This is a genomic window from Methylobacterium sp. XJLW, from assembly GCF_003254375.1.
GTDB lineage: Bacteria > Pseudomonadota > Alphaproteobacteria > Rhizobiales > Beijerinckiaceae > Methylobacterium > Methylobacterium fujisawaense.
Genome location: NZ_CP016429.1, coordinates 3,510,839 through 3,535,624, shown reverse-complemented (window position 1 = coordinate 3,535,624; position 24,786 = coordinate 3,510,839). Strand labels below are relative to the sequence as shown.

At 69.6% G+C, this 24,786-nt stretch carries 28 protein-coding genes; 16 read left to right on the top strand and 12 right to left on the bottom strand.

Annotated elements, in window-relative coordinates:
- The first annotated feature begins 551 nt into the window (after window positions 1-551).
- From rpmI to A3862_RS16390, 5 genes are all read left to right on the top strand, one after another.
- Entirely contained in the window at window positions 552-755 is a 204-nt protein-coding gene (gene rpmI / locus A3862_RS16410; protein ID WP_007561407.1) for a 50S ribosomal protein L35, read from the top strand.
- 51 nt (window positions 756-806) lie between these two features.
- Window positions 807-1,184, top strand: a complete 378-nt coding sequence (rplT, locus tag A3862_RS16405; protein WP_043355811.1) for a 50S ribosomal protein L20 — start codon at window positions 807-809, stop codon at window positions 1,182-1,184.
- A 156-nt stretch (window positions 1,185-1,340) separates the two neighbouring features.
- Window positions 1,341-2,423: a phenylalanine--tRNA ligase subunit alpha gene (gene pheS / locus A3862_RS16400; protein WP_043355813.1), complete on the top strand. Its 1,083-nt coding sequence runs from the start codon at window positions 1,341-1,343 to the stop codon at window positions 2,421-2,423.
- Between the two features lie 98 nt (window positions 2,424-2,521).
- A complete protein-coding gene (pheT, locus tag A3862_RS16395) occupies window positions 2,522-4,942 on the top strand; it encodes a phenylalanine--tRNA ligase subunit beta (protein WP_043758425.1) in 2,421 nt (806 codons plus the stop codon).
- A 9-nt stretch (window positions 4,943-4,951) separates the two neighbouring features.
- Window positions 4,952-5,833: a DUF1186 domain-containing protein gene (locus tag A3862_RS16390; protein WP_043758428.1), complete on the top strand. Its 882-nt coding sequence runs from the start codon at window positions 4,952-4,954 to the stop codon at window positions 5,831-5,833.
- Here A3862_RS16390 and A3862_RS16385 read toward each other — a convergent pair.
- The 3 genes from A3862_RS16385 to A3862_RS16375 form a co-directional block, all read right to left on the bottom strand.
- Window positions 5,822-6,607: a HesA/MoeB/ThiF family protein gene (locus A3862_RS16385; RefSeq protein WP_043758429.1), complete on the bottom strand. Its 786-nt coding sequence runs from the start codon at window positions 6,605-6,607 to the stop codon at window positions 5,822-5,824. The genes A3862_RS16390 and A3862_RS16385 overlap by 12 nt on opposite strands.
- A 103-nt stretch (window positions 6,608-6,710) precedes the next feature.
- Window positions 6,711-7,232, bottom strand: a complete 522-nt coding sequence (infC, locus tag A3862_RS16380; protein ID WP_020092802.1) for a translation initiation factor IF-3 — start codon at window positions 7,230-7,232, stop codon at window positions 6,711-6,713.
- Between the two features lie 208 nt (window positions 7,233-7,440).
- Complete coding sequence (locus tag A3862_RS16375) at window positions 7,441-8,727, bottom strand: glycosyltransferase family 4 protein (RefSeq protein ID WP_236961350.1); 1,287 nt, start codon at window positions 8,725-8,727, stop codon at window positions 7,441-7,443.
- A 107-nt stretch (window positions 8,728-8,834) separates the two neighbouring features.
- On the opposite strand from A3862_RS16375, the gene A3862_RS16370 reads away from it, so the two are divergent.
- Complete coding sequence (locus tag A3862_RS16370) at window positions 8,835-9,602, top strand: alpha/beta hydrolase (protein ID WP_043758431.1); 768 nt, start codon at window positions 8,835-8,837, stop codon at window positions 9,600-9,602.
- Window positions 9,603-9,623: 21 nt separating this feature from the next.
- Here A3862_RS16370 and A3862_RS16365 read toward each other — a convergent pair whose 3' ends face one another.
- Together A3862_RS16365 and A3862_RS16360 are read right to left on the bottom strand one after the other, a co-directional pair.
- Window positions 9,624-9,908 carry a DUF1150 family protein gene (locus tag A3862_RS16365; protein WP_043354930.1) on the bottom strand — a complete coding sequence of 95 codons (285 nt, stop codon included), beginning with the start codon at window positions 9,906-9,908 and terminating at the stop codon, window positions 9,624-9,626.
- Window positions 9,909-10,006: 98 nt separating this feature from the next.
- Complete coding sequence (locus A3862_RS16360; RefSeq protein WP_012320108.1) at window positions 10,007-10,435, bottom strand: Hsp20 family protein; 429 nt, start codon at window positions 10,433-10,435, stop codon at window positions 10,007-10,009.
- Between the two features lie 407 nt (window positions 10,436-10,842).
- On the opposite strand from A3862_RS16360, the gene A3862_RS16355 reads away from it, so the two are divergent.
- From A3862_RS16355 to A3862_RS16325, 7 genes are all read left to right on the top strand, one after another.
- Entirely contained in the window at window positions 10,843-11,334 is a 492-nt protein-coding gene (locus A3862_RS16355; protein ID WP_170861845.1) for a hypothetical protein, read from the top strand.
- A 74-nt stretch (window positions 11,335-11,408) separates the two neighbouring features.
- The gene (locus A3862_RS16350; protein WP_043354914.1) at window positions 11,409-11,882 is read left to right on the top strand and encodes a hypothetical protein; all 474 of its coding nucleotides are present in this window, start codon (window positions 11,409-11,411) and stop codon (window positions 11,880-11,882) included.
- A 132-nt stretch (window positions 11,883-12,014) separates the two neighbouring features.
- Window positions 12,015-12,704 carry a MotA/TolQ/ExbB proton channel family protein gene (locus tag A3862_RS16345; RefSeq protein WP_043354911.1) on the top strand — a complete coding sequence of 230 codons (690 nt, stop codon included), beginning with the start codon at window positions 12,015-12,017 and terminating at the stop codon, window positions 12,702-12,704.
- 53 nt (window positions 12,705-12,757) lie between these two features.
- Window positions 12,758-13,240 carry an ExbD/TolR family protein gene (locus A3862_RS16340; RefSeq protein WP_043354910.1) on the top strand — a complete coding sequence of 161 codons (483 nt, stop codon included), beginning with the start codon at window positions 12,758-12,760 and terminating at the stop codon, window positions 13,238-13,240.
- Between the two features lie 4 nt (window positions 13,241-13,244).
- On the top strand, window positions 13,245-14,240 hold the full coding sequence (locus A3862_RS16335; protein WP_043354908.1) for an energy transducer TonB family protein: 996 nt from the start codon (window positions 13,245-13,247) through the stop codon (window positions 14,238-14,240).
- Window positions 14,241-14,539: 299 nt separating this feature from the next.
- A complete protein-coding gene (locus tag A3862_RS16330) occupies window positions 14,540-14,869 on the top strand; it encodes a hypothetical protein (RefSeq protein WP_052083634.1) in 330 nt (109 codons plus the stop codon).
- Between the two features lie 6 nt (window positions 14,870-14,875).
- Window positions 14,876-15,136, top strand: coding sequence for a BrnA antitoxin family protein (locus A3862_RS16325; protein ID WP_043378655.1), 261 nt, complete (start codon window positions 14,876-14,878; stop codon window positions 15,134-15,136).
- A gap of 31 nt (window positions 15,137-15,167) precedes the next feature.
- On the opposite strand, the gene A3862_RS16320 is transcribed toward A3862_RS16325, so the two are convergent.
- Genes A3862_RS16320 through A3862_RS16310 form a run of 3 tightly spaced genes read right to left on the bottom strand, consistent with a single transcriptional unit; the run spans window position 15,168 to window position 16,947 of the window.
- Entirely contained in the window at window positions 15,168-15,674 is a 507-nt protein-coding gene (locus A3862_RS16320) for a YaiI/YqxD family protein (RefSeq protein ID WP_043758436.1), read from the bottom strand.
- The gene (locus A3862_RS16315) at window positions 15,671-15,874 is read right to left on the bottom strand and encodes a hypothetical protein (RefSeq protein ID WP_043378658.1); all 204 of its coding nucleotides are present in this window, start codon (window positions 15,872-15,874) and stop codon (window positions 15,671-15,673) included. Before A3862_RS16315 ends, A3862_RS16320 begins: the two co-directional genes overlap by 4 nt.
- Window positions 15,874-16,947, bottom strand: coding sequence for an adenylate/guanylate cyclase domain-containing protein (locus A3862_RS16310; protein WP_043758438.1), 1,074 nt, complete (start codon window positions 16,945-16,947; stop codon window positions 15,874-15,876). The genes A3862_RS16315 and A3862_RS16310 overlap by 1 nt, the downstream gene beginning before the upstream one ends.
- Window positions 16,948-17,228: 281 nt before the next feature.
- Here A3862_RS16310 and A3862_RS16305 point away from each other — a divergent pair, with 281 nt between their 5' ends.
- The gene (locus tag A3862_RS16305) at window positions 17,229-18,068 is read left to right on the top strand and encodes an aldo/keto reductase (RefSeq protein ID WP_043758440.1); all 840 of its coding nucleotides are present in this window, start codon (window positions 17,229-17,231) and stop codon (window positions 18,066-18,068) included.
- A gap of 13 nt (window positions 18,069-18,081) precedes the next feature.
- Here A3862_RS16305 and A3862_RS16300 read toward each other — a convergent pair whose 3' ends face one another.
- The 3 genes from A3862_RS16300 to A3862_RS16290 all read right to left on the bottom strand — a co-directional run bounded on the left by A3862_RS16300 (window position 18,082) and on the right by A3862_RS16290 (window position 22,601).
- Complete coding sequence (locus tag A3862_RS16300) at window positions 18,082-19,632, bottom strand: sensor domain-containing diguanylate cyclase (RefSeq protein ID WP_043758443.1); 1,551 nt, start codon at window positions 19,630-19,632, stop codon at window positions 18,082-18,084.
- Window positions 19,633-19,884: 252 nt separating this feature from the next.
- Window positions 19,885-22,077, bottom strand: coding sequence for a transglycosylase domain-containing protein (locus tag A3862_RS16295; protein ID WP_111473809.1), 2,193 nt, complete (start codon window positions 22,075-22,077; stop codon window positions 19,885-19,887).
- Window positions 22,078-22,217: 140 nt separating this feature from the next.
- Window positions 22,218-22,601 carry a hypothetical protein gene (locus A3862_RS16290; protein WP_043758447.1) on the bottom strand — a complete coding sequence of 128 codons (384 nt, stop codon included), beginning with the start codon at window positions 22,599-22,601 and terminating at the stop codon, window positions 22,218-22,220.
- Between the two features lie 184 nt (window positions 22,602-22,785).
- Between A3862_RS16290 and A3862_RS16285 the strand changes: the two genes are divergently transcribed.
- Window positions 22,786-23,283: a hypothetical protein gene (locus A3862_RS16285; protein ID WP_111473808.1), complete on the top strand. Its 498-nt coding sequence runs from the start codon at window positions 22,786-22,788 to the stop codon at window positions 23,281-23,283.
- Window positions 23,284-23,398: 115 nt separating this feature from the next.
- Window positions 23,399-23,644: a pilus assembly protein PilZ gene (locus A3862_RS16280; RefSeq protein ID WP_111474360.1), complete on the top strand. Its 246-nt coding sequence runs from the start codon at window positions 23,399-23,401 to the stop codon at window positions 23,642-23,644.
- A gap of 11 nt (window positions 23,645-23,655) precedes the next feature.
- On the opposite strand, the gene A3862_RS16275 is transcribed toward A3862_RS16280, so the two are convergent.
- Window positions 23,656-24,726, bottom strand: a complete 1,071-nt coding sequence (locus A3862_RS16275; RefSeq protein WP_111473807.1) for an acyltransferase family protein — start codon at window positions 24,724-24,726, stop codon at window positions 23,656-23,658.
- Window positions 24,727-24,786 lie beyond the last annotated feature (60 nt).

Genomic DNA, 24,786 nt, shown 5'->3' with positions numbered 1-24,786 from the left:
GGCGACCCCCGTTGTCGCTCACCGTTTTGTGCAGCGCGCTCGCTGTCCCCGAATTCCTCCGAATCAGCGGCCGCGACATGGTCATAGGCGCCCCTTCCGCTGCTGGCGGGCAGTCGCGCGGGGTTGGCCCCTCTCCGGTCTGGACACGCGCATCGCCTCCATGCGCCACAGGATCACGAACGCCGGCTATCGGGATCAGGTTGCGCCCGGACCCGACAAACCCGTACTCCGGGACGGCGCAGCAGATCCCGGACCTGGATACGGACCGGGCGCTGAAAAGGCTGTGTCGGCGCTTCTGGATCCCGGGCTCGCTCGCTGCGCCCCGGACCGGCGACGCGGATGTCCAGGGCCATCCGAACCCTCCGGCCCGCGTCCCGCCCCACGGGCGTTGCCGCCGCGTCAGCTTTCTGTCATAAGCCGCACCGCGTCGAACCGCCCGGCCGATAGGGCTGCCGTGGCGGCTCGTGCTGCTCCACCAGAAGCATCAGCGCGCGAACCCCATCCGACCCTTGCGGGGCGGTCCGGGATCATTTCGCGCAACGGAGAGCCAAATGCCCAAGTTGAAGACGAAATCGGGCGCGAAGAAGCGCTTCAAGATCACCGGCACCGGCAAGGTGATGTACGCCCAGGCCGGCAAGCGCCACGGGATGATCAAGCGGACGACCAAGCAGATCCGCAACCTGCGCGGCACCACGACCCTGTTCGAGGGCGATGCCGCCAACGTGAAGAAGTACTTCCTGCCGAACGCGCGGTAAGTCCTTCAACACCCGTTGCCACTGTCTTTCGTCGAATCCAGGAGATAACCGATGGCCCGCGTCAAGCGCGGCGTGACCAGTCACGCGAAGCACAAGAAAGTTCTGAAGGCCGCCAAGGGCTATTACGGCCGGCGCAAGAATACGATCCGGATCGCCAAGCAGGCGGTCGAGAAGGGCATGCAGTATGCCTACCGCGACCGCAAGAACAAGAAGCGCACGTTCCGCGCCCTCTGGATCCAGCGTCTCAACGCGGCGGTCCGCGAGCACGGCCTGACCTACTCGCGCTTCATCGACGGTCTGGCGAAGTCCGGCATCGTCGTCGACCGCAAGGCCCTGTCGGAGCTCGCGATCCACGAGCCGGCGAGCTTCGCCGCCGTCGTCGAGAAGGCGAAGGCCGCACTGCCGCAGACCACCGCCAAGGCCGCCTGATCCAGGCCTGAGGCGAGACGTACGGAAGGCGCGGTTCCCCGGGGAGCCGCGCCTTCGTCGTTTACGAGGTCCCCTGCCCCGCGCTTGCGTGCGGGCGCACAACGCGCGAGAGCACGGCCCGACGGCCGACTCCGCCAACCCTGCTCGAAGACAGCGATGACCGATCTCGATACCCTCGAACGCGATCTCCTGGCCCAGGTGAGCGCGGCGTCCGACGAGGCGGCCCTCGACGCGGTCCGCGTCGCCGCGCTCGGCAAGAAGGGCAGTGTCTCGGATCTGCTGAAGACCCTCGGTGCGATGACGCCGGAGGAGCGCAAGGAGCGCGGCCCGCTGATCAACGGCCTGCGCGACCGGGTCCAGGGCGCCGTCACCGCGCGCAAGACCGCCCTCGCCGAGGCCGCCCTGGAGGCCCGCCTCGCCTCCGAGCGGGTCGACGTGACGCTGCCGGTCCGCGAGGCCCCCGAGGTGCGCGGCCGGATCCATCCGATCTCCCAGGTGATCGACGAGATCACCGCGATCTTCGCCGATATGGGCTTCGCGGTGGCCGAGGGTCCGGACATCGAGACGGACGAGCTGAACTTCACCGCGCTCAACTTCCCGCCCGGGCACCCGGCCCGCGAGATGCATGACACCTTCTTCCTGGCGCCGGACCGCGACGGGAAGCGCAAGGTGCTGCGCACCCACACCTCGCCGGTCCAGATCCGCACGATGCGGGCGCAAACCCCGCCGATCCGGGTGATCATCCCGGGCCGGACCTACCGGCACGATTCCGATCAGACCCACACGCCGATGTTCCATCAGGTCGAAGGGCTGGTGATCGACAAGGCGGCCAACATCGCCAACCTGAAATGGGTGCTGGAGGAGTTCTGCAAGGCGTTCTTCGAGGTGGAGGGCGTGAAGATGCGCTTCCGCCCGTCCTTCTTCCCCTTCACCGAGCCCTCCGCGGAGGTCGACATCCAGTGCTCGCGCAAGGGCGGCGAGATCCGCTTCGGCGAGGGCGACGACTGGCTGGAGATCCTGGGCTGCGGGATGGTGCATCCGAACGTGCTGCGCAATTGCGGGCTCGACCCGGATGCCGTGCAGGGCTTCGCCTTCGGTGTCGGCATCGACCGAATCGCCATGCTGAAATACGGCATGCCGGACCTGCGGCCGTTCTTCGAGGCCGACGTCCGCTGGCTCGACCATTACGGCTTCCGCCCGCTCGACGTTCCGAGCCTCGTGGGCGGCCTCACGGGCTGAGCCGCACCGGCCTCACCGGGGCCCTCCGGCTCCGGTGACGGCCCCGCCATCCTGTTCCTCCGACGGTCGAGCCGATATCGGGCTCTCGAAGGTCCATCATGAAATTCACCCTCTCCTGGCTCAAGGACCACCTCGACACCGAGGCCACCCTCGACACCGTCGCCGAGACGCTGACGCGGATCGGCCTGGAGGTGGAGGGCGTCGAGGACAAGGCCGCCGCGCTGAAGCCCTACGTGATCGCGAAGATCCTGACGGCCGAGCAGCACCCGAACGCCGACCGGCTGCGGGTCTGCTCCGTCGAGACGGGCACGGGCGCGCCCGTGCAGGTGGTCTGCGGAGCGCCGAACGCCCGGGCCGGTCTCGTCTCGGTCTTCGCGCCGCCGGGCACCTACGTCCCGGGCAAGAACATCACCCTGTCGGTGGGCACGATCCGCGGCGTGGAGAGCCGCGGCATGCTGTGCTCGGGCGCCGAGCTCGGCCTCGGCGACGACCATGACGGCATCATGGAGCTCCCGACCGACGCACCGATCGGCCAGGCCTACGCCCTCTATGCCGGGCTCGACGATCCGGTCATCGAGATCAACCTGACGCCGAACCGGTCGGACTGCACCTCGGTCCACGGCATCGCCCGCGATCTCGCGGCCGCCGGCCTCGGCACGCTCAAGCGCGAGACGCTGCCGGGCGTGCGCGGCGAGGGCCCCTGCCCGGTCGCGGTGGAGCTGGCCTTCGAGCCGGCCGACCGGCACCTCGCCCCGCTCTTCGCCCTGCGGCTCGTCCGCGGGGTCACGAACGGGCCGTCGCCGGGCTGGATGCAGGCCCGGCTGCGGGCCATCGGCCTGCGCCCGATCAATGCGCTCGTCGACATCACCAACTACGTGACCTTCGATCGCGGTCGCCCGCTCCACGTCTTCGACGCCGCCAAGGTCGCCGGGCCGCTCACCGTGCGCCGTGCGCGCGAGGGCGAGAGCCTGCTCGCCCTCGACGGCCGGACCCACGCGCTCACCGACGACATGGTGGTGATCGCAGACCGGAACGGCGTCGAATCCATCGCCGGCATCATGGGCGGCCAGGACTCCGGCTGCGACGCCGGCACCACGGATGTGCTGATCGAATCGGCGCTCTGGGACCCGGCCAACATCGCCCAGACGGGCCGCCGCCTCGGCCTCATCACCGACGCGCGCTACCGGTTCGAGCGGGGTGTCGATCCGGCCTTCACGCTGCCGGGCCTCGATCTCGCGACGTGCTTGGTGGTGGACCTGTGCGGCGGTACGCCGACCGAGGCGCACATCGTCGGCGAGCCACCCGAATCCGAGCGGATCATCGACTTCCCGTGGACCGAGGTCCGCCGCCTGGCCGGCCTCGACGTGCCGCGTGTCGAGATGAAGGTGATCCTGGAGACTTTGGGCTTCCACATCTCGGGGACCGGCGACCGGGTGAAGGTGCTGACGCCGTCCTGGCGGCCCGATGTCGAAGGCAAGGCCGACCTCGTCGAGGAGGTCGTGCGCATCGCCGGGCTGGACCGGATCGAGGCCAAGCCGCTGCCCCCGCTCGAAGGAATCGGCCGTCCGTTGCTGACGGTGATGCAGAAGCGGACCCGCACCGCGAAGCGGGCCCTGGCGAGCCGGGGCCTCATGGAGGCGGTCACGTGGTCGTTCGTCCCGCATGGCGATGCCGAACTGTTCGGCGGCGGCGGTGCCGATCTGGTCCTGGCCAATCCCATTGCCGCGGAACTGTCGGACATGCGGCCGAGCCTGCTGCCGGGGCTCCTGCGGGCTGCGCAGCGCAATGCCGACCGGGGTTATCCGGACGCGGCCCTGTTCGAGGTCGGCCAGTGCTTCGCCTCCGATGCGCCGGAGGGTCAGACCATCCGGGCGGCGGCGGTCCGGCGCGGCAGTGCCGGTCTGTCGGGCGCCGGGCGCCACTGGCACGGCATGGCCGGGACCGTCGACGCCTTCGACGCCAAGGCCGACGCTCTGGCCCTGCTGGGCAGCCTCGGCGTTCCGACCGGCGGCCTCCAGATCACCGCCGGCGGCCCGTCCTGGCTTCATCCCGGCCGCTCGGGCACCCTGCGCTTCGGTCCGAAGACCGAGATCGGCTGGTTCGGCGAGGTGCATCCGCGGACGCTCCAGGCCCTCGATCTGAAGGGTACCCTCGTGGCCTTCGAGATCGTCCTCGACGCCCTGCCCCTGCCCAAGCACAAGCCGACCAAGGCCAAGGCAGCCCTGGTGCTGTCGGAGCTCCAGCCGCTGTCGCGGGACTTCGCCTTCGTGGTTGGCCGCGACGTGCCGGCGGGTGACCTCGTGAAGGCCGCACAGAACGCCGAGCGCAAGCTCGTCACCGGCGTCGACGTGTTCGATTTGTACGAGGGACCCGGCGTGCCGGACGGCGCGAAGTCGGTGGCGATCGCGGTGCGCCTGCAGCCCGTCGAGCGGACCCTCACCGACGCGGAGATCGAGGCGGTGAGCGCCAGGATCGTCGCCGAGGTGTCCCGCAAAACCGGCGCGACCCTTCGGACCTGAGGCGCCGCCATGGACCGGATCGCCCTGCTGATCGAAGACCTCGCGGCGGCCGAATACCGGCCGAAGGCAGCGTTGCGGGAAGCGCTCAAGCACCCGTCCGCCGTCGCGGAGGCGACGCTGCCGCTGCTGGAGGGCGCGGCCGACGGACGTGAGCTGACGCCGGAGGAGACGAACCTCCTCTTCTGGGGCCTGCACGTCCTGGCCCATGCCCGGGATACGCGCGCCCTGGCACCGCTGCTGAGGCTGCTCCGGCACGACGAGGAAACCCTCGACGCACTCCTCGGCGATGCCGTCACGGCGACCCTTGCCAAGGTGTTGGCGAGCCTGTTCGACGGCGATCCGCAGCCGCTGTTCCGCCTGATCCTGGACAGCACGGTGGACGATTACGTGCGCATGGCGCTGCTCAGCGCCTGCACCTTCCTGACCCTGGAGGGTCGGATCGACCGGGCCGCGATGCACGACCTGCTGGTCCGGTTCGACGACGCCCAGGCGGCCGTGGAAGAGGCGCCGGCCTGGGTCGGTTGGGAGGAGACGATCGCCCATCTCGGCTTCCGGGACCTCGCGCCCCGGGCGGCTGCGGCCCGTGCCGACGGACGCCTCACCGACGAGATCAGCGACGCCGGGTGGTTCAAGGACGCGCTGCGCAAGGCCGAGGCCAATCCGGACGACCGCGACCGGCTCGGCCCCTACCAGTACGGCTACCTCGACGAGCCGGTGGAAGCCCTCGACTGGGCCGAGGAGGGCGCGGGGGAGCCGCAGCGCAATCCGCTCAAGGACGTCGGCCGCAACGATCCGTGTCCCTGCGGCTCCGGGAAGAAGTTCAAGAAGTGTTGCCTCGGTGCCGAGACCGTCGAGGGCCCGTGGATGCCGCCGGGTTCCCTAGGCCGCTGAGGCGCCGGTGCCGCTGAGCGGGTTGTCGGGATCCCAGCCGTAGCTCAGCGTCTCGAACCGCATGGCGCGGGCATCGACCATCAGGAGGCGCCCGACCAGGGGCTCTCCGAAGCCCGCCACCGCGCGGAGCAGCTCCATGGCCATCAGCGAGCCCATCACCCCGGCCAGGGCTCCCAGCACGCCGGCCTCCGCGCAGGCCGGCACGCTGCCGGGCGGCGGCGGGTTCGGGAAGAGGCAGCGATAGGTCGGGTTCGGCGTCCCGTCCGGCCCGGTCTCGTGGGCGCGGATCGTTGTCAGCGTCCCGTCGAAGCGGCCGAGCGCCGCCGTCACCAGCGGGCGGCGCGCGCGGAAACAGGCATCCGACACCGCGTAGCGCGTGGCGAAATTGTCGGATCCGTCGGCCACGAGGTCGTAGCCGGCGATCAGGTCGACGGCGTTGTCCGGATCGATCCGGACCGGATGTGGGACGACGGCCACGTGCGGGTTGAGCCGGGCCACGGCGTCGGCGGCGCTCTCGACCTTCGGCCGGCCGAGATCGGGGGTCCCGTGGATTACCTGCCGCTGGAGGTTCGAAAGGGAGACCGCGTCGTCGTCGACGATGCCGATCGTCCCGATTCCGGCGGCGGCGAGATACTGGATCAGCGGCGCGCCGAGCCCCCCGGCCCCGACGACCAGGATCCGGGCGGCCTTGATCCGGGCCTGGCCGGGGCCGCCGACCTCGGCGAGGACGAGGTGGCGGGCGTAACGTTCGATCTCATCGGGAGCGAGGGCCATGGCTGCCCCTTAATCCGCGGTGCCGCCAATCGGAAGCGCTGAAAAGACAACGCCGCCCCGGTGAGGAGGCGGCGCGGGTCTCGCGTCTCGGGATCGGTGCCGCTCAGCGCGGCGCCAGGATCATGATCATCTGGCGGCCTTCGAGCATCGGCTCGCTCTCGACCTTGGCGATCTCCGCCGTCTCGCTCTTCACGCGCTCCAGGAGGCGCAGACCGATATCTTGGTGAGCCATCTCACGACCACGGAAGCGCAGGGTCACCTTGACCTTGTCGCCTTCCTCGAAGAAGCGGTGCACCGACTTCATCTTGGTGTCGTAGTCGTGCTTGTCGATGCCGGGGCGGAGCTTGATCTCCTTCACCTCGACGGTCTTCTGGCGCTTGCGGGCCTCGTTCTGCTTCTTCTGCTCGTTGAAGCGGAAGCGCCCGTAATCGAGCAGCTTGCAGACGGGCGGCACGGAGTTCGGCGCGATCTCCACGAGATCGAGACCGGCTTCCTCAGCCAGATTGAGGGCGTCGAAGAAGGGGACGACGCCGCGGTTCTGCCCGGTATCGTCGATCAGCTGCACTTCCCGCACACCGCGAATGTCGCGGTTGGCGCGCGGCCCGTCCTTCTGCGGGGCCGGCATGGCTCTCATCGGTCTACGAATGGCTTAGGTCTCCTGCTGCAACGGTGAAACGGCGGTTCCCAGAAGGATCTCCTGGCCGCCTGCCGCCCCGGTCTCTTCCGGACGTACAACGTTGGTGGAACCGCGACCAGAGTCAACCGCCTGAAGCCGCGGTGCCGAAAATAATCGGCCACGGCGTCTCGGTCCGCTTTCCGGGTCAGCCGGCCGCTCAGGGCAAGCGGCCGAGCAGCCCCGCATAGACCGCCAACGTGTCGCCGACCATGCGCTCGAGGGAGAAATGCGCCGCGACATGCGCACGGCTCCGCCGCCCAAGGGCGTCGCGGGCGCTGGCGCCAAGGGAAAGGGCCTCGGTCAGGGATGCGGCGAGCGCGGCCGCGTCGCCGGCCGGGACGCGCCATCCGGTACGCTGGCCCGCTGGCGTCTCCGGCGGCGCCAGTACGGTTTCCGGTACGGCCCCGAGATCGGACACCACCACCGGCGTACCGAGCGCCTGCGCCTCCACGGCCGAACGGCCGAAGGCCTCCGGCTCAACGGACGGCACCGCCACCACCGAGGCGGCCCGGAAGGCGGCCGGCATGTCGGTGCAGTGACCGACCCGCCGGACGATACCCTCAAGCCCGCGCGCAGCGATCAGCGCATCGAGTTCGCGCTCATAGGAGGCGCGTCCTTGAGGGTCTCCCGCCAGGACCACGGCCAGATCGGGAACGCCGCGGTCGCGCATCTGCGCGGCCGCCTCGATCAGCACCCGATGGCCCTTCCAAGCCGTGAGGCGGGCGGCCAGCAGGATCACGCGCTCGTGCGGCGCGACGTTCCAGCTCCGGCGCAGCGCCTCGACCCGTACGGCGCCGACGGCGACCGGGTTGAACACGCCGAGATCCGTGCCGCGGTGGATGACCCGCACCCGGTCGCCAGCCTGCTCGGCATGCAGCCGGTGGATCAGGTCTGCGGTGTAGTGCGAGTTGGCGATGACCACGTCGCCGCGGGCCATCACCGAATTGTACAGAACCTTGACGTTGGTCCGGCCGGAATAGCTGCCGTGATAGGTGGTGACGAACGGCAGGCCGAGCCGGCGCGCCGCTCCGAGGGCGACCCAAGCGGGCGCACGGGAGCGGGCATGGATGATCTGCACCTGCTCGCGGCGGCAGAGGGCCATGAGCCGCAGGACGTTCACGGCCATCAGCGCCGGATTCTTCGCGGCGGCCGGGAAGCGAAGCCAGTGGCCGCCCTTGGCCTGCAATTCCCCGACGAGCCGCCCCCCCTCCGTCGCCACCAGCGCGCGGGCGCCCACGGCCGCGAGGCCGCCCGCGACATCGACGGTGGTGCGCTCGGCGCCCCCGGCGTCGAGTTCGGGAATGATCTGCAGGACACGAGCGCCCGCAAGGGCCCCGACTTCCGCGGGAAAACCCGACAAGGCGTGTGTACCTTCGCCCGTCCGCGGTCCATCGGCGAGGACGCGCAGGCCCCCGACCGGTATCTGCCAAATGCTCGCTACCATTGATCCAGCATCGCCGCCGGGCTTTACGGTCCGGTAAACGAGAGTTGAAGCCGAACCGTTCAGGTCCGGACTTCTTCCACGTCGAGACAGGGATATCGGAGAGAACGATGTCGGATATGGCCCCCGAGTTCCTCACCGTCGGCACGGGCGAGGCCGCCCGGCGCATCGCCGTGCGGGTGCGTCAGGGGGGCGGTCCACCGGTCGTCTGGCTCGGCGGATTCCGCTCCGACATGACGGCCACCAAGGCGACGGCGCTGGATGCCTGGGCCTCGCAGAGAGGCCGCACGCTCATCCGCTTCGATTATGCCGCGCATGGGGCCTCGAGCGGCACCTTCACGGAATGCACGATCTCTTCGTGGCTCGAGGACGCGCAGGCCGTCTTGGCCGCCTACGCCGCGGAGGCGCCGATTCTCGTCGGCTCGTCGATGGGGGGATGGATCGCCTGCCTGGCCGCCCGCGACCGGGCGAACGGAGGTCAGGCGACCGCCGGTCTCGTGCTCATCGCCCCGGCCCTGGATTTCACCGAAGAGCTGATCTGGAACCGCCTCGGCGAGGCGGCCCGCGCCATGCTGATCCGGGACGGCATCCTGCGGAGGCCCAGCGACTACGGGTCGGAACCGGACCCGATCACCCTGAACCTCATCGACGACGGGCGGCGCCATTGCATGCTCGGCGACACGGTCGATCCGGCCTGCCCGGTCCACATCCTCCAGGGCATGCGGGACACCGATGTGCCTTACACCCACGCCCTGAAGATCCTCGGCCGGCTGCCGGCCGAGGGCACCGTGCTGACGCTCATCGCCGACGGAGATCACCGCCTGTCGCGGCCGCAGGACATCGCGCGCCTGGTCGCCGCAGTGGACGAGATCGCCTGACCGGTTCCTCGGCCGGAGCGGTCAGTGAAGGCTGACCGGCTGCAGGTCCTGCGCGACCGCGTTCGCCAGGACGACGTCCCGCGAATCGGCGAGCATGATCGGTGCGCCACTCGCCGAGAGGAGGGCAAACAGATCGAGGCCAGGCAACAGCTCGGGCGCCTGTGGGAAGAAACGGCGGACCTCGTCGGACCGGATGGGCCGGACATAGGCTATGTGACCCTCGCCCAAGGCCGCGAGATCGGCGGGCGCGAAATCGGCCGGGTCGAGATCGGCCGGGGTCAACGGAGACGGGTTCAGATTGGTCATCAAAGCCCTCCTGGGGTGGCAGAGCGTCCGCCGCCGATCCTGAAGGCTTCGGCGGCTCCCCGCTGATGTGGGGATCCGCGCCGTCCAATCAATCTGTCTCAGCCGCGGGCGCCGATATCGATCTTGCGCACGATGCGGTCCGGTTCCGGACGGACCAGATCGATCGACAGCAGGCCGTTGGCGAGGTCGGCCCCGAGGACCTCCATGCCGTCGGCGAGGAGGAAGGCCCGCTGGAACTGGCGCGCCGCAATGCCGCGGTGAAGAAAGTGCCTCTCGCGCTCGTCGACCTGGCGACCGCGCACGACGAGCTGGCTCTCCTCCAGCATGACGTCCAACTGGTCGCGGGTGAAGCCGGCGACCGCCAGCGTGATGCGCAGGCGCTCGGGCTCGCTCTCGGTGCGGGGCAGCCGCTCGATGTTGTAGGGTGGATAGCCGTCATTGGCGGCCTTTGAGACCCGGTCGAGAGCCTGTTCGATCTCGTCGAAGCCGAGCAGGAACGGGTGCCCGAAGGGCGAAGATCGGGTCATCGCGGCCATCATCCAGAAAGCGAGGCCTCCGACCCCGGGATCCGCCGCAATCCCGGGATGCCTGAGCACCTCGTCGACAGGGAGCCCACCGAGGTAGCGCTCCGCCGGACGAGACGTCGCCGGCAACCACGAGATATGGCCAAGGCCGTCCGGGCCATCAAGGGAAGCCGCGGGTTTCGTCAGGACGGCGTGGTCCGATCCAATCCAGGATGATTAGGCAAAAATTACCGGGACGCATAGGCAAAGACGTGAACGGCCACGCTTTCCTCTAACAGTTTGGAACTGCTCTGATTTTCTCGCTGGGCCTTGATCCGGGCGGCCGGCCTGGATACTGCCGCGAAAGAAGATGATCCGACCATGACGGTCGGTCTATGCAAGTTGTCCTGCGACGCGAGGCACCGCAGTCCATGAGCGCGCCCCTGACCCGGACTGATCATGCGGCGATGCGGCGCGTCGCCGATATCTGCGGCGATGAGGCTGATATCCTGGCCTTGTCGGTGGCCCGTTTCGTGGCCGCCGGCTACATGACCAGCGACGTCGCCTGCTGGAACGCGGCCTTCGACGGCGCCGAGCAGCTGCTCGGGCCGACCGAAGGCTGCCGCTTCGTCGCCTGTGTGGTCGCGATCATCCGGGCGCTGCGGGCGGAGCGCGACGGCGACTGGTCGTTCATGCCGGCGAGTTGCTGCCGCGTGACCGGTCACGAATGCGCCTTGGTGACGCTGATCAACCGCGGGCGTCAGCGCCTCTGGACGGATCTGGAGGCGGCCGCCGCCGAGATCACCGGACGGGAGGCGGCGCCCCGCCTCGTGGCGGCGGTCCGCGCGGCCGTCGGGCCGCTGGATGCGGCGGCCCAACGCCTCGCCCCGGCCTCCTGCCCCGCCGGCGCGGTGCTTCACTGATCCGGCCCCCAACCCGCCCGGCCGGCGCGGCGCGAAACGCCGGCCGGCAGACACTTGAAAAGGACTTGGTCACGGTGATTGCCCTGCGCGCCCCCCTGTACCGTCGGCGGATCGGGCGTATCGCCCTCGACACGGCGGCCTGCTTCGCGCTCTCGGCGCTCCTCGTGGTATCGGCCCTGGCGCAGGATGCCGCGGAGAAGTCCGCGCCGATCAAGCTGCAGCTCAACAAGGTCGAGACTGCGGGCGAGGCCTGCCGGATCACCATGGTGATCGACAACAAGGGGCCCGGCCTGAAATCCTACAAGGTGGATCTCTTCGCCTTCGACCCGGAGGGCGTCGCGCAGAAGCGTGTCGCGGTGGAGCTCGGTCCGCTGCCGCCGAAGAAGACCACCGTCAAGATCTTCGACTTCCCCGGCATCGCCTGCAACAAGGTCGGGCGCGTCCTGTTGAACGACGTCCTGGCCTGCGACGGCGGTGATTCCGCGCGCGAGGCCTGCCTCGAGCGGACCGAGACCGACAGCAAGGCCGGCCTCCCGTTCGACCGCTGATGCGGATGGTTTGACGGTCGATCAGACCAAACCGCCCGGCGGCGAGGGTCGCCGGGCGGCCTGCGGCTTTCGCCGCACCCCGAGATGACGGCGGCGCAAGGCCGCGTGAGACCAAGACGCCAGGAGCCCGCGATGGACCCGACACAAGCGCCGATCGAGGCGGCCCACGACTTCTCCTTCCTCGGTCTGTTCCTGCAGGCCGACCCGATCGTGAAGGGCGTGATGATCTTGCTGGTGATCGCCTCGATCGCCTGCTGGACGGTGGTGTTCGAGAAGATCATCCGGCTGGCCGCCGCCCGGCGTCAGGCCAAGGCCTTCGCCACGCTGGTCCGCTCCGGCGGCAGCCTCGACGGCGAGCATCGCGGCATCGCCGGCCACGTGGTGAAGGCGGCCATCGACGCGTGGCGCGATCAGGATTCCTCCGAGACCCGGGCCGAGCGCCGCGACCGGATCGAGCGGGCGATGAAGGGCGCCCTCACCCTTGAGGTGAAGCGCCTGCGCACCGGCCTGTCGCTGCTGGCGACTTCGGGCTCCACGGCCCCGTTCGTCGGGCTGTTCGGCACCGTCTGGGGCATCATGAACTCGTTCTCGTCCATCGCCCGGAGCCAGGACACGTCGCTGGCCGTGGTGGCCCCGGGCATCGCGGAGGCGCTGTTCGCCACGGCGATCGGTCTCGTCGTCGCGATCCCGGCGGTGATGGCCTACAACAAGCTGTCGAGCGACGTGAGCGGCATCCAGAGCACCTTCTCGTCCTACATCTCGGTTCTGGGCAATCGTCTCGCGCGCGACCGCGCCGGCGCCCATCGGGCGGCTGCCGAATAGAGCCGCCGCGCCCGCCCGCACAGAACCGAACGTAACGGTACCGGAGACGCCCCATGGCGATGGGATCCCTTCGCGCGAACGACGACGACGACCTCGACGACATGCCGATGTCCGACATCAACGTCACGCCGATGGTCGACGTGATGCTCGTGCTTCTGATCATCTTCATGGTCGCCGCACCGCTGATGACCACCGGCGTGCCGGTCCAGCTGCCGAAGACGGCGGCTCCCAAAGTCGCGCAGTCGAAGAAGCCCGCGGAGGTGACGGTCGACAAGGACGGCAACCCGTCCATCGCCAAGGAGGTGTTCACGATGGACAGCATCGTGCCGCGCCTGCGCGAGATGGCGGCTGCCGACAAGGATCAGGTCATCCTCGTGCGCGGCGACCGCGACGTCCCCTACGGCAAGGTGATGGAGGTGATGGGCCTCGTCGGCCAGGCCGGCTTCACCAAGGTGTCGCTGATCGCGCAGTCGCCCGGCGGCGCCGCTCCGGCAGCGGCCGCCGCTCCGGCCGCCTCCGCAGGGACCGCGCGCTGAACCGATGAGCACCTTCACGTCGACGGATCTGCCGGTCGGGGCCGGCGAGCGCCGCCCGTCCGGGCTGGTCGCCGCCTTCCTGGTCGCCCTCGGGCTGCATGCGCTTGCGTTGGCCGCGATGATGTTCCTGCGGCTGGCCCCGCCCGCGCCGCCCGGCGAGCAGCAGATCACCGTCGACCTCGCGCCGCTCATGACGGATGCGACCACCGAAGCTCCGGCGGAGCAGCAGATGAGCCAGGAGGCCCCGCCGGAGACGAAGCCGGTGGACGCACCGCCCGACGAGGCCGTCCAGCCCCCGCCGCCGACCGAGATGACCGAGGTCAAGCCGGAGGACACCCAGCCGGTCGAAGCGCCGGCGGAGGCTCAGCCCGTCGAGGCGCAGAACCAAGTGATCACCTCCACGTCGGAGGCGGCCGAGCCGCTGGCGGCGCCGCCCACCGAGGTCGCCAAGACCGAGGAACCGCCGAAGCCCACACCGGACCCCGCCAAGCTCAAGGCGGAACGGGAGGCCAAGCTGCGGAAGATCCGCGAGGAGAAGCTCCGCGAGCAGAAGCGCGAAGAGGCGCGTCAGGAGCGCCTGGAGGAGATCCGCGAGGCGAAAGCCAAGGCCGCGCGAGAGGCGAAGGCGCGTGAGGCCAAGGCCCGGGCGGGCGCCGAGCGGAGTTCGGCCTCGGCCTCGCGTCAGAATGCGGTCGGCCGGGCCGCCGCAGGCAACGATCCGAGCGCCATGCGGCAATGGCAGGGCGCGATCAGCGCAGCGATCCACAGCCGGATGAACGTGAACGCGGCCGTCGGAACCGGGGGCGGGACCGCGGTGGTGCGCTTCACCGTGATGCGCTCGGGCCAGGTGACGGGCGCGGGCCTGGCCCGCTCAAGCGGGATCGGCCAGATCGACAGCGCCGCCCTCGCGGCGGTGCGCGGCAGCATGCCGGCGGCGCCGCCCGGTGTTACGCTGTCGAACCTGACGGTCTCCATCCCGCTTCGGTTCGGCGTGCGCTGATCGAACGACGATCGGGGTCGACATCTCTCGTCAGATCGCGGACCCGGGCCGCATGGACAGGTGGACCCGCACGAAGGGTGTGCGCGGTCAGTCCCGACCGTCGATCCGGATTCGCCATCGGCGTCGCGGGCATGCTAAAGCCTTCGCGAAGCTGCTCTCCTTGCGCGCCTGACGGCGGTGCGGGAGGGCGAATGATCCGGCCTTGCCCTCCGCCCGTCGAACAGGCCGGACCCGCTCAGACACCGTCTCGCGCAGGATGCGTCGGGTCGGATCCGTCGAGCCGGGGTGAAAGGGACAGGATGAGCGACGAGACTGAGTTTGACCTCGACGAGGTGAATGCCGTCCGCGACGCGGAAGCGGAAGCGAAGACGCGTGCCGAGAATCGCGCCGAGCGTGCGGAACGTGCGGAGCGCATGGCGCGCGAAGGCGCCCAGGCGATGGCGGAGCATCACGCGGCCATCAAGGCTGTGGACGAGCGGACGCTTCGGCTGCGCTCGCTGCGCCTCGCCAAGGAGGCCGCAGACGCGCAGGCCAAGGCGGCCGAGAAGGAAGCCAAGGCGGCCGCCAAAGGCTCCGCGAAGAAGGCCGTGAAGAAGGCGGCACCGAAGAAGACGACCGCGAAGGATTAGGGGTCGATGGCCGAGGACCGCAACCGCCGCCGCTTCACCGATCCGCGCGCGACCGCCGAGGCGGCTTTCCGGGCCGCCACGACCCCGAAGCCGGCTGCCCCGCCGCCGCAACCGGCCGCACGGCCGACGACGATCCCCGGCTCGCGGGAGGTGGTGAGCTTGCGTCTCGACAGCGCCGTGCTCGCGCATTTCCAGAAGGACGGGCCGGGCTGGCAGGACCGCATCAACGAGGCGCTCAGAAGCCTCGTACCGGCGGACGACGCCTGAATCGTCCATTTGATCGGAGGGCGGCCGGGTCTCAGCCCGGTTTCGGCCGGTCACGCAGGATCCGGTTCACCGCCCGGTCAAGGGCGGACAGAAAGGCCGATCGGTCTGCGCGCGAGAACGGCTTCGGCCCGCCCGTGATGGTTCCGGCTTCGCGCAACGATTGCATCAGGTCGCGTGTGGCGAGCGCGAGGCCGATCCCGGACTCGCTGAACGGCTTACCGGTGAAGGCCAGAACCGTGGCGCCGGCTTTCACGCAGCGCGCAGCCAGCGGAACGTCGGCGGTGAGCACGATGCTCCCGGGTCCGGCCCGCGCGGCGATCCAGTCATCGGCGGCGTCGAGTTCCGAACCGACCACCACGCGCTCGATCCAGGGCTCGCGCGGGAGGTTCAGCACGCTGTTGGCGACGACGTGGACGGTGAGGCCGTAGCGTGCGGCCACCCGGTAGGTCTCGTCCTTCACCGGGCATGCATCGGCGTCGAGATAGATCGCCGGGCCGGTCGGGGTGGCACGCGTCGGGTCGCTCGTGGCAGTGCTCATGACCGGGGCACAACCTTTGAGATGAAGCCCGCCAAAATCAGAAGCACACCCAGGCCGAACTGCCAGCGCTCGATATCGCCGCCCACCGACAGCACGATGGCGCGGCCGAAGACCACGACCCCGATCAGCGGCAGGCCAAAACGGAGCGCCATCTTGACGGCGATCAGGGTGTTGGCGCGGGCGGCGCTGACACGGGCCATCAGCGGGCGACCGCAGCGCGGCGCGGCGCCAGATCCGCCACGGCGGCACTCTCGGCAGGACCACGCTCCAGAGTCGCCACGGACAACGGCGCGCCGCGGCCGCGGAGGGCATGGGCGCCGAGAGAGCGCGCCCGGACGCCGGCTGGCAGGCGCGGAAGACGGCCGAGGAGATCCTGCGAGATCAGGATGCCGACCCCGAGCGGGCGGCACAGGGCCTCGATCCGCGACGTGACGTTCACGGCGTCGCCGAAATACGCGATCTTGTGGCGGTCGACTCCGACTTCGGCCGTGACCACCGAGCCACCATGCAGCGCCGCCCGCAGCCGCGGCACCGTCCCGAATCGGGTGGTCCAGGCCGCGGCATCAGCCTCGATCCGGTCGAGCACGTCGAACAGGCAGGTGATGCAGCGCGCGTCCTTGAGGCCGCGGGCCATCGGCCAGGTCACCATGGCGAGATCGCCGACATAGTCGTCCACGGATCCGCCGTTGCGCCGCACCGGCTCGGCCAGCGTCGCGAACACGGCCCCGAGATACTCCTGGGCGCGCAGGTCCCCGTGCGCCTCCGCGAAGGCGGTGGAGCCGACGACGTCGAGGAACAGGAAGATCCGCTCCTCCGCCACCGGCTTGTGGTAGCGGCCGATCATGAAGTTCACGAACACCTCGCCGCCGATCAGATCGCGCATCCGGATCACGAAGACGAGGAGGCCGGACACGGCCAAGGCGTAGGCGAGGACCCGCGCGGTCATCCGGGTCGCGGTCGGCAGATCGTCCGGTGTCAGGGCGAAGGCCCAGACGACCAAGCCGCCGAGGGCGTTGCCCGCCATGATCATCAGGACGTAGGCGAGTTCCGCGGCCAGCACGTAGAGCCACGCCGGCAGGCGGCGGATCCGCGTCTGCAGGCCGGCCAGGATCAGCCCGCGGTCGAAAGCCAGCACCGTGGCACCCATGCAGAGGCCGTAGGTGAATCCGGCGAGGGGAGAGGCGCCAGCCGCGAAGATGATGTTGTAGAGCAACCCCGCGCCGGCCGCCGCCAGCAGGATCAGACCCCAGAATATCCGATGGGCCGGCAGCATCGACACATCTCCAGCATGGCCACTGACGGACCGGGTGTCGCGTGGCCGGGCGCGGCGGCGCCCTGCGGGAGGCGCAGGCTCGGCATACCCGCGCAGCCTGACCTCGAGCCTGGGCCTAAAGTTTAGCGTCGCGGAAGGCCGCCAGCCATTGCTCAACGCCCCAAGATGGCGCGAGTAAGGCGTGCCGGGGAGTTGAACGGCGGACCCATGACACGTCGGCGGCCCGATCCCGACCGGATCGCCGTCAGCAACCCCTGTGACAGCGAAAAGGGAGCGCTGCCATGTATGCCAGGAGCTTCGGCGCGATGCGCGTCTCGGTCCCGGTCATCGGCCAGGGCACGTGGCACATCGACAGTTCGGACCGGACGGATGCGATCCGCGCGTTGCGGGCCGGAATCGACGCCGGCATGACCCATATCGACACTGCGGAGATGTACGGCGACGCGGAGGCAATCGTCGCCGCCGCCATCGCGGATTGCCGCGAGGAGGTCTTCCTCGTTTCGAAGGTGGTCCCTGGCAATGCGACGCGCCGCGGCGTGGCGCGGGCCTGCGAGGCTTCGCTCCGACGCCTGCGGACGGATCGGCTGGACAGCTATCTGCTGCACTGGCCGGGCCAGCACCCCCTCGAGGAGACGATCGCGGGCTTCGAGGATCTGCGCCGGGCGGGCAAGATTCTGTCCTGGGGTGTCAGCAATTTCGACGTCGAGGATCTCGATCGCACCCTCGCCATCGCGGGGCCGGACCGGATCGCCTGCAATCAGGTCCTCTACCATCTGAACGAGCGGGCCATCGAGCATGCCGTGCTGCCCTGGTGCGAGAAGCACGGCGTCGCGATGGTCGGCTACTCGCCCTTCGGCAGCGGCGACTTTCCCGATCCGGCCAGTGCTGGCGGCCGCGTCCTCGCGGGCATCGCGCGGAGCCATGGGACAACGCCCTACGCCGTGGCCCTCGCCTTCCTGACCCGGCTGCCCGGCACCTTCACGATTCCGAAGACCGGTCGCCCGGACCGGGCCATCGAGAATGCCGGCGCGGCGGACCTGCATCTGGGTGCGGCCGAGATCGCCCTGATCGACGCGCATTTCCCTCGGGGGCCACGTCCCCGGATCCTGCCCATGCTCTGAGCCGCGGGCCGGCTCAGGCCCGCATCGCCAGTGTCGGGGGGGCAGGCGGCGGTGCGGCCCGCACCCGATTGCGGCCGGCCTTCTTGGCGGCATAGAGGGCCGCGTCCGCCGCCGTGAAGAGGCCATCGGGCGGATCCCCGCTGGCCGGATCGGCGGAGGCCACGCCGATGCTGACCGTGGCGCTGCCGCCGACGTCCGGAGCATGGGGGATCCCGAGGCTCACCACCGCGCGGCGGATGCGCTCCGCCGCCGCCCCCGCCGCCGTCGCATCGAGTCCCGGCAGCAGCGCGACGAATTCCTCGCCGCCGATTCGGAAGCTCAGGCCGCCGGTATCGAGCGTCTGCTGCAGACACAGCGCCACCGCCTTGAGCACCTCGTCGCCGCGCTGGTGGCCGAAGCGGTCGTTGAACTGCTTGAAGTGGTCGGCATCGACGATCATCAGGGCCAACGGAGTCCGCAGTCGCGCGGCACGGGTCCACTCCACGGCGAAGTGTTCGTCGTAGCTGCGCCGGTTCGGCAGCCCGGTTAAGCCGTCGGTCCGGGCGAGCACCGCGAGCGCAGCATTCGCTTCGCGCGTGGAGGCCTCCGCAGCCGCCCGGCGACCCACCTCCCGGTGAAGCAGAATCGTCAGCCCGAAGGTGAGGACGCAGAGACTGAGGATGAGGATACCAACGATCGCCGCCTTATAGATCCAGACCTCGCGGATGCTGTCGACATCCGTAGCCACCGTCACGATCAGCGGTAGGTCGTCGAGATTCGCGAAGCTGTAGACCCGGTCTACGCCGTCCAACGCCGACCGTCCCTGAAACTCGCCGCGGGCATGCGCCTGATAGAACGCATGGGCCGGACTTGCACGGATGCTCTGCCCGAGCAGTTGCGGCCGGGCCGGCGCGCGGATCAGGAGCGTCCCGTCCCGATGGAACACGTTCAGGGCGATACCGTCATCGAAGCGCAGCCGGTCGAAGAGCGCCCGGAAATGCGCGAGTCTGATCGATCCGTACACGATCCCCGCGAAGGAGCCGTCTGCCGTCTGGATCCGCCGGGTCATGCGGATAATGGGCTCCCCGGTCAGACGGGACTGAGTCGGTCCAGTGAGGATCAGACCCGCATCGGGATTGGACTTGTGGATCTGGAATTCCGGCAGCGTGCTCAGGTTGGGCCGGTTCTGCAGGTTGGGATCGCTCGTCAGTTGGACATCACCCGCCGCATCCGTGACGGTGATCGGGCCGAGACCGGAGCCCGCGACGGCGGTGTCGAACACGGCCAAGCGTCTGAGTTCCGGGTCCAGAATTATGATATCCGCGCGGTGCGCCAAGCGTGCGGAACTCTGCAGGGAGAGATCGTAAACCCGCAGGCTGTGGCCGACCCCCTCCTCGATCACGGCCAGGAGGTTCGCGGCGTTGCGGCGCGCATTGTGCCAAGCGACATCGCGCAGATCGAGGCAGAGATAGACCCCGAGCAGCGTCAGGCAGAGCAGCAGGCACGTGCCCCCCAGCGCGATCAGACGCGAGGCGCGATCGGCGAGGTGGACTCGGATCGCTGTGGCAGTCGCGCGCGGGACCATGGGCTCGATCGGGTTGCCGCCGGCCCCGGCAACCGGAGAGCGGACTTGCTATCGACCCGAATTCTGAGTCCCGAATATTGAAAAAGGAGTTATTTTATGAATTAAGAAGCGTCCGATTTGCGCCAATATTGATCAATCGGCACCAGGTCTGTAAGTGCTGCCGCTTCAAGTCAGCGGTCAGCCGGATTTCGAGCACCGTCGATCAAGCCCGCGATGGGGTGGCGAGCGCCGGGCCGTCACCGATCGGCGGCGTCAGTCGCCGATCCCGAACAGCTTTTCGATGAAGTTGCGGTCATCCTTCTGAGCGCGCCGTGCCGGGGCGGACTGGCGCGGCGCGGGTGCCTCCGGTTCGCCCAGAATCTGCCCGAGGAGCCCGCCCGGTGCAGGCGGCGCGGCACTCGCCACCGAGGCGGTCGTCTCCGGCTGCCTGCGCCAGCGGTTGAGGCCGGGGAGCGGGACCGGAGTCTGCCCCTTCAGCGCCTGGGTCATATACGACTTCCAGATCTCCGCCGGCAGATTGCCGCCGGTGACCTTCTTGGTCAGCTCGCCGTCGTCGTTGCCGAGCCAGACCCCGGTGACGAGGCTGCCCGAGAAGCCGATAAACCAAGCATCGCGGTAGTCCTGCGTGGTGCCGCTCTTGCCCGCCAGGTCCCAGCCCGGGATGTCCGCCTTCTTGCCGGTGCCGCTGACGAAGACCTCGTGCATCATCGCATTCATCATGCCGTCGGCATTGGCATCGATGACCCGGCCGAGACCGTTGTCGGAGCGCTTGTACAGGACCTTGCCGCCCTGGCTCTTCACGGCGGTCACCACGTAGGGGATCACGCCGGTGCCGCCGTTGGCGAAGGCCCCGTAGGCGCCGACCATCTCCAGCAGCGTCACTTCGGACGTGCCCAGGGCGATGGAGCCGTTGGCCTGGAGCGGCGAGGTGATGCCGAGCCGCTGGGCGGTCTGCACCACGGTCTTCGGGCCGACCTCCTGGCCGAGCCGCACCGCGACGGTATTGAGCGAATGGGCGAGCGCCGTCCGCAGGGTGACAGGCCCCTCGTACCGGTGCGAGTAGTTCTCCGGGGCCCAGTTGCCGATCCGGACCGGCGCGTCCTCGCGGACCGTGTCGGGCGTGGCGCCGTGCTCCACGGCAGCGAGGTACACGAAGGGCTTGAACGAGGAGCCGGGCTGGCGCTTCGCGGTCGTGGCACGGTTGAACTGGCTCTGGGCGTAGTCGCGCCCACCGATCAGCGCCCGGATCGCGCCGTCGGGCCGCATCGAGACCAGCGCGCCCTGGCCGACATTGAAGCGCGCGCCCTTGGCGTTGAGCTCGTCGGTGAGCACCTTCTCGGCGGCGGCCTGGAGGACGGGATCGACGGTCGTCTGGACCGTGATGTCGGTGTCGAACTTGCCGACGTAGTCGTCGAGCACGTCCATCACGAGGTCTGCGACGTAATTGGCCGAACCGCCGCCGCGGGCATTGGTGGGCTTCGCCGGCTGGGCGAGCGCCACCTTCACGTCCTGCGGCGCGGCGAAGCCGAGTTCCTGCATCGCGGCGAGCACCTGGGCGGCGCGGGCCTGGGCGGCCGGGAGGTTGCGGTTCGGAGCGAGCCGCGACGGCGCCTGAACGAGGCCGCCGAGCATCGCGGCCTGCGCAAGGCTCACCTCCTTGGCGGGCTTGCCGAAATAGCGCTGCGCGGCCGCCTCGACGCCGTAGGCGCCGGCGCCGAAATAGACACGGTTCAGGTAGAGCTCGAGGATCTCGTCCTTGGTGTACTTGTGCTCCAGCCAAAGCGCGAGGATCGCCTCCTGGATCTTGCGCGAGGCGGTCCGCTCCTGCGTCAGGAACAGATTCTTGGCGAGCTGCTGCGTCAGGGTCGAGCCGCCCTGCGCGACGCCGCGCCGGGTCAGGTTCTGACCGATGGCGCGCAGGATGCCGACCGGATCCACGCCGAAATGCTGGTAGAAGCGCCGATCCTCGATCGCCACGAAGGCGCGCGGCAGGTAGGGCGGCAGCTCCTTGATCGAGACCACCCGGCCGCCGGTCTCGCCGCGATTGGCGAGCAGCGAGCCGTCGCTCGCCAGGATGGCGATGTTGGGCGGCCGCTTCGGCACCGCGAGCTGGTCGATCGGCGGCAATTGCGACGCGTGGTAGGCGATGAGCCCGACAAGCCCGATCACCGCCCAGAGACCGAGGACGACGGTGCCGTAAACGATGCGGCCGAGCCAGGACCGCCGGCGTCGGCCGCGACCCGAGGCCTTCGTCCGCCCGGTGGTCCGCGGCGGCGCCTTGTTCGGCTGCCGCGCTCCTCCGCCGCCCGATCGCTTCGCCACGCCGTCTCCTGCCCCCCCGGGACGGTCCTCCCGGGACAGGCGCAGATCGAGTTCGCCGCGATCCCGGACACGCCCCTCGGGCACGTCGAAGTTCGGCTCAATCCTGCCCCGACCCTTGGCCATGCATCCCGTCTACGAATGTTCCGCCGCAGCGCGTCTGTCGGGCGCGCCGCAGGACGGTTTCCGCACGCTAAATGCGGCGGTTTAAGGGGCCGTTATCGAAGCGTTCGGCGCCCGTTCCTCATCCCGCGCGCCGATACGCCCTAGCGTTGGGCAGGGGGCTGGACGGCCGGCGCGCCGAGCACCCGTCGGGCCTCCGCGAGCAGCACGGAATGGCGGGCCGATTGCGGACCTGAGTCCGGCGTCTCACGGCCCAGCCGGGCGATGCGCGACCGGAACAGGCGTCGGCGCAGGCCGAACCAGCCGATGCTCATCAGCAGCGCCTGAAGCACGAGACGGACGGCCTCCGTCCGCTCGCGCTCCTCGGCGACCACCGCCGAGAGCGCCGCCTCGCGGCGAAGGGCAGCCTCCAGCTCCTCCCGGACGGCGGCGCGGGCGGCCTCGTCCTTGCGCGCCGCGTCGAGCTGGATCCGGCATTCCTGCAGCGCGCTGAGCAACAGAAGCTCCTGCGCGGACGCATCCCTCATCAAGGCCTCCTGGGGCGCCCTATCCCGTTCGACCACGGGTGGCTCCGCCCGATCATCGTCATGGCGGTGCCAAAACAGCCCGCACAGATCCGTGCGCGACGCCATAGCGAGCGCGGCCGCTGGCCGGAAGCCGCCGACCGGATTATTCGGCACGCGGACCGCGACGCAATGGGGAATCGGGGACGTGCAGATTCGGATCGCTCTGGCCTTCGGAGCCATCACGCTGGGAGCCGGCACGGTGATGCCCGCACCGGCCCGGGCCTATCAGCTCGACACGGTGAATCTGGTCGGCTGCGCCCAGGAAGGCGGCGTCTGCCGGATGCCCTACGCGACCAACGTCTATTACGGCGTACCCGGCCGGACCAACGGTCGGCCGTTTCCTCAGGGCGGCGCCGTGCCCTGCAACAGCCAGACCTTCGGCGATCCCGCACCGGGCCAGGCGAAGAGCTGCTGGTACGCACCGCGCATCACTGCGGGCGGCTCTGGCGGTGGCGGCTACGGCGGTGGCGGGTACGGCGGTGGCGGGTACGGCGGTGGCGGGTACCGGAGCGACGATTACGACGACCGGCGCGAAGCCTATCGCTATGGCCGCGACTACGACCGGCCGCGCGCACGCCGCCCGTACGACGACGACTATGAGCCTGGGCCGCGCCGCTACAGGGGTGATCCGGACGACTATTGATCTCGATCTGAGAGCGCAGGCAAGGGATCGTATTTGCCCTGTTAACCCCCATCCGGCATCGTCCCGGACCGCGGAGATCGTCTCCGCGGACCCGCGGGTGCGGATGGGGGAGTCGATGAGGGAGAATCGCCGCGGCGTCTTCCGGAAGAACGCCTTCACCTTCGGCGCGGTCCTGCTCGACGGCGGCGAAGTCAGTTGCCTGGTCTGGGACGCGACCGAGGTCGGCGCCCAGATCGAGGTCGACGGCGATCATGTGGTGCCGGACCGCTTCCCGCTCCGCGTGAGCGCCGGCGCCAAGCCGCGCGCGGCGGCCGTTGCATGGCGGCGCAGCCGCCGGATCGGCATCGCCTTCGAGGGCTGAAGCCGCCCGTCTCAGGTCGCCTGCAGGACCGGGCGGGTCCGGGACTCCGACCCCACGAGCCGGCACCAGCGCGGCCGCACTAACAGCAGATCGAGCGCCGTGCCGCGAACCAGCCGCTCCAGGACCAGCGGCAGCAGCACCGCCACGGTCATGACGATGAGGCTTGCAAGTCCGATATCGGCGATGGCTCCGGTGCGCACGAGGATCTCCCGGGTCGCCGCCATGGGTAGCGAAAAGGCGAGATAGATCACGATCGAGCGCTGCCCGCAGGTTCGGACCGCCTCGGCGATCGGCCCCCCGACGCGGCCGAGGAGCGACGCCGCCACCACGATCGCGAGCGCACCGGCGGCGCCGAGGGCGAGGCTCACCAGCGGCAGGCTGGCGAGGGTCGGGTGATTCGGAAGGCCCGACGGAGTCAGCGCGAGCCAACCTTCCACGAACGCCCATGCGGCGAGGCCGCACAGGGCGAGCCGGACCCGGTGCCGGGCCGCGTCCGCGAGGGCGAAGATGCGGCCGGCGAACAGATAGCCGGCGACGAAGAAGACGTATCGGGCACAGAACTCCTCGATGAGGGTCGACTCGCTGCGGATGTCGGCAATCTGCAGCACGGCGGCACCGGCGAGCAGCACGGCGTCGGGCACGCGGCGCAGAGCCTTGGTGACGACCGAGAACACCGCGAGCAGATAGATGAACCACAGTGTCGAGTAGGGTTCGATCAGGGCATGGGCGAGATGCGCCGCGAAGGCCGTGGGGCCGTCATCGCCGGCGATCTTGCCGTATCTGGCGGCCGACTGGATCACGAGCCAGAGCAGGTAGAAATAGGCGAAATGGACCACCCGGCGGTCGGAGAACAGGCGCCAGTCGCGGTCGATCACCCGCCCCATGAACAGGCCGGACAAAAGGAAGAAGTCCGGAATCCGGAACGGCTTCGCGAAGGCCACGACCGGATGGAGGAAACCTTCCCCGCCCATAGCGTCGCCGGTGCCCGTGACGGAATGCATCATGACCACCAGGAGGATGCAGATCCCCTTGGCGATATCGACCCAGGCGAGCCGATCACCCGTATCCCCGACCCCGGCCATCGTCCCACCCTCGCGATCGAAGGGATCCTGGACCCGTTTGGGTTGACGGCGATGAACGTG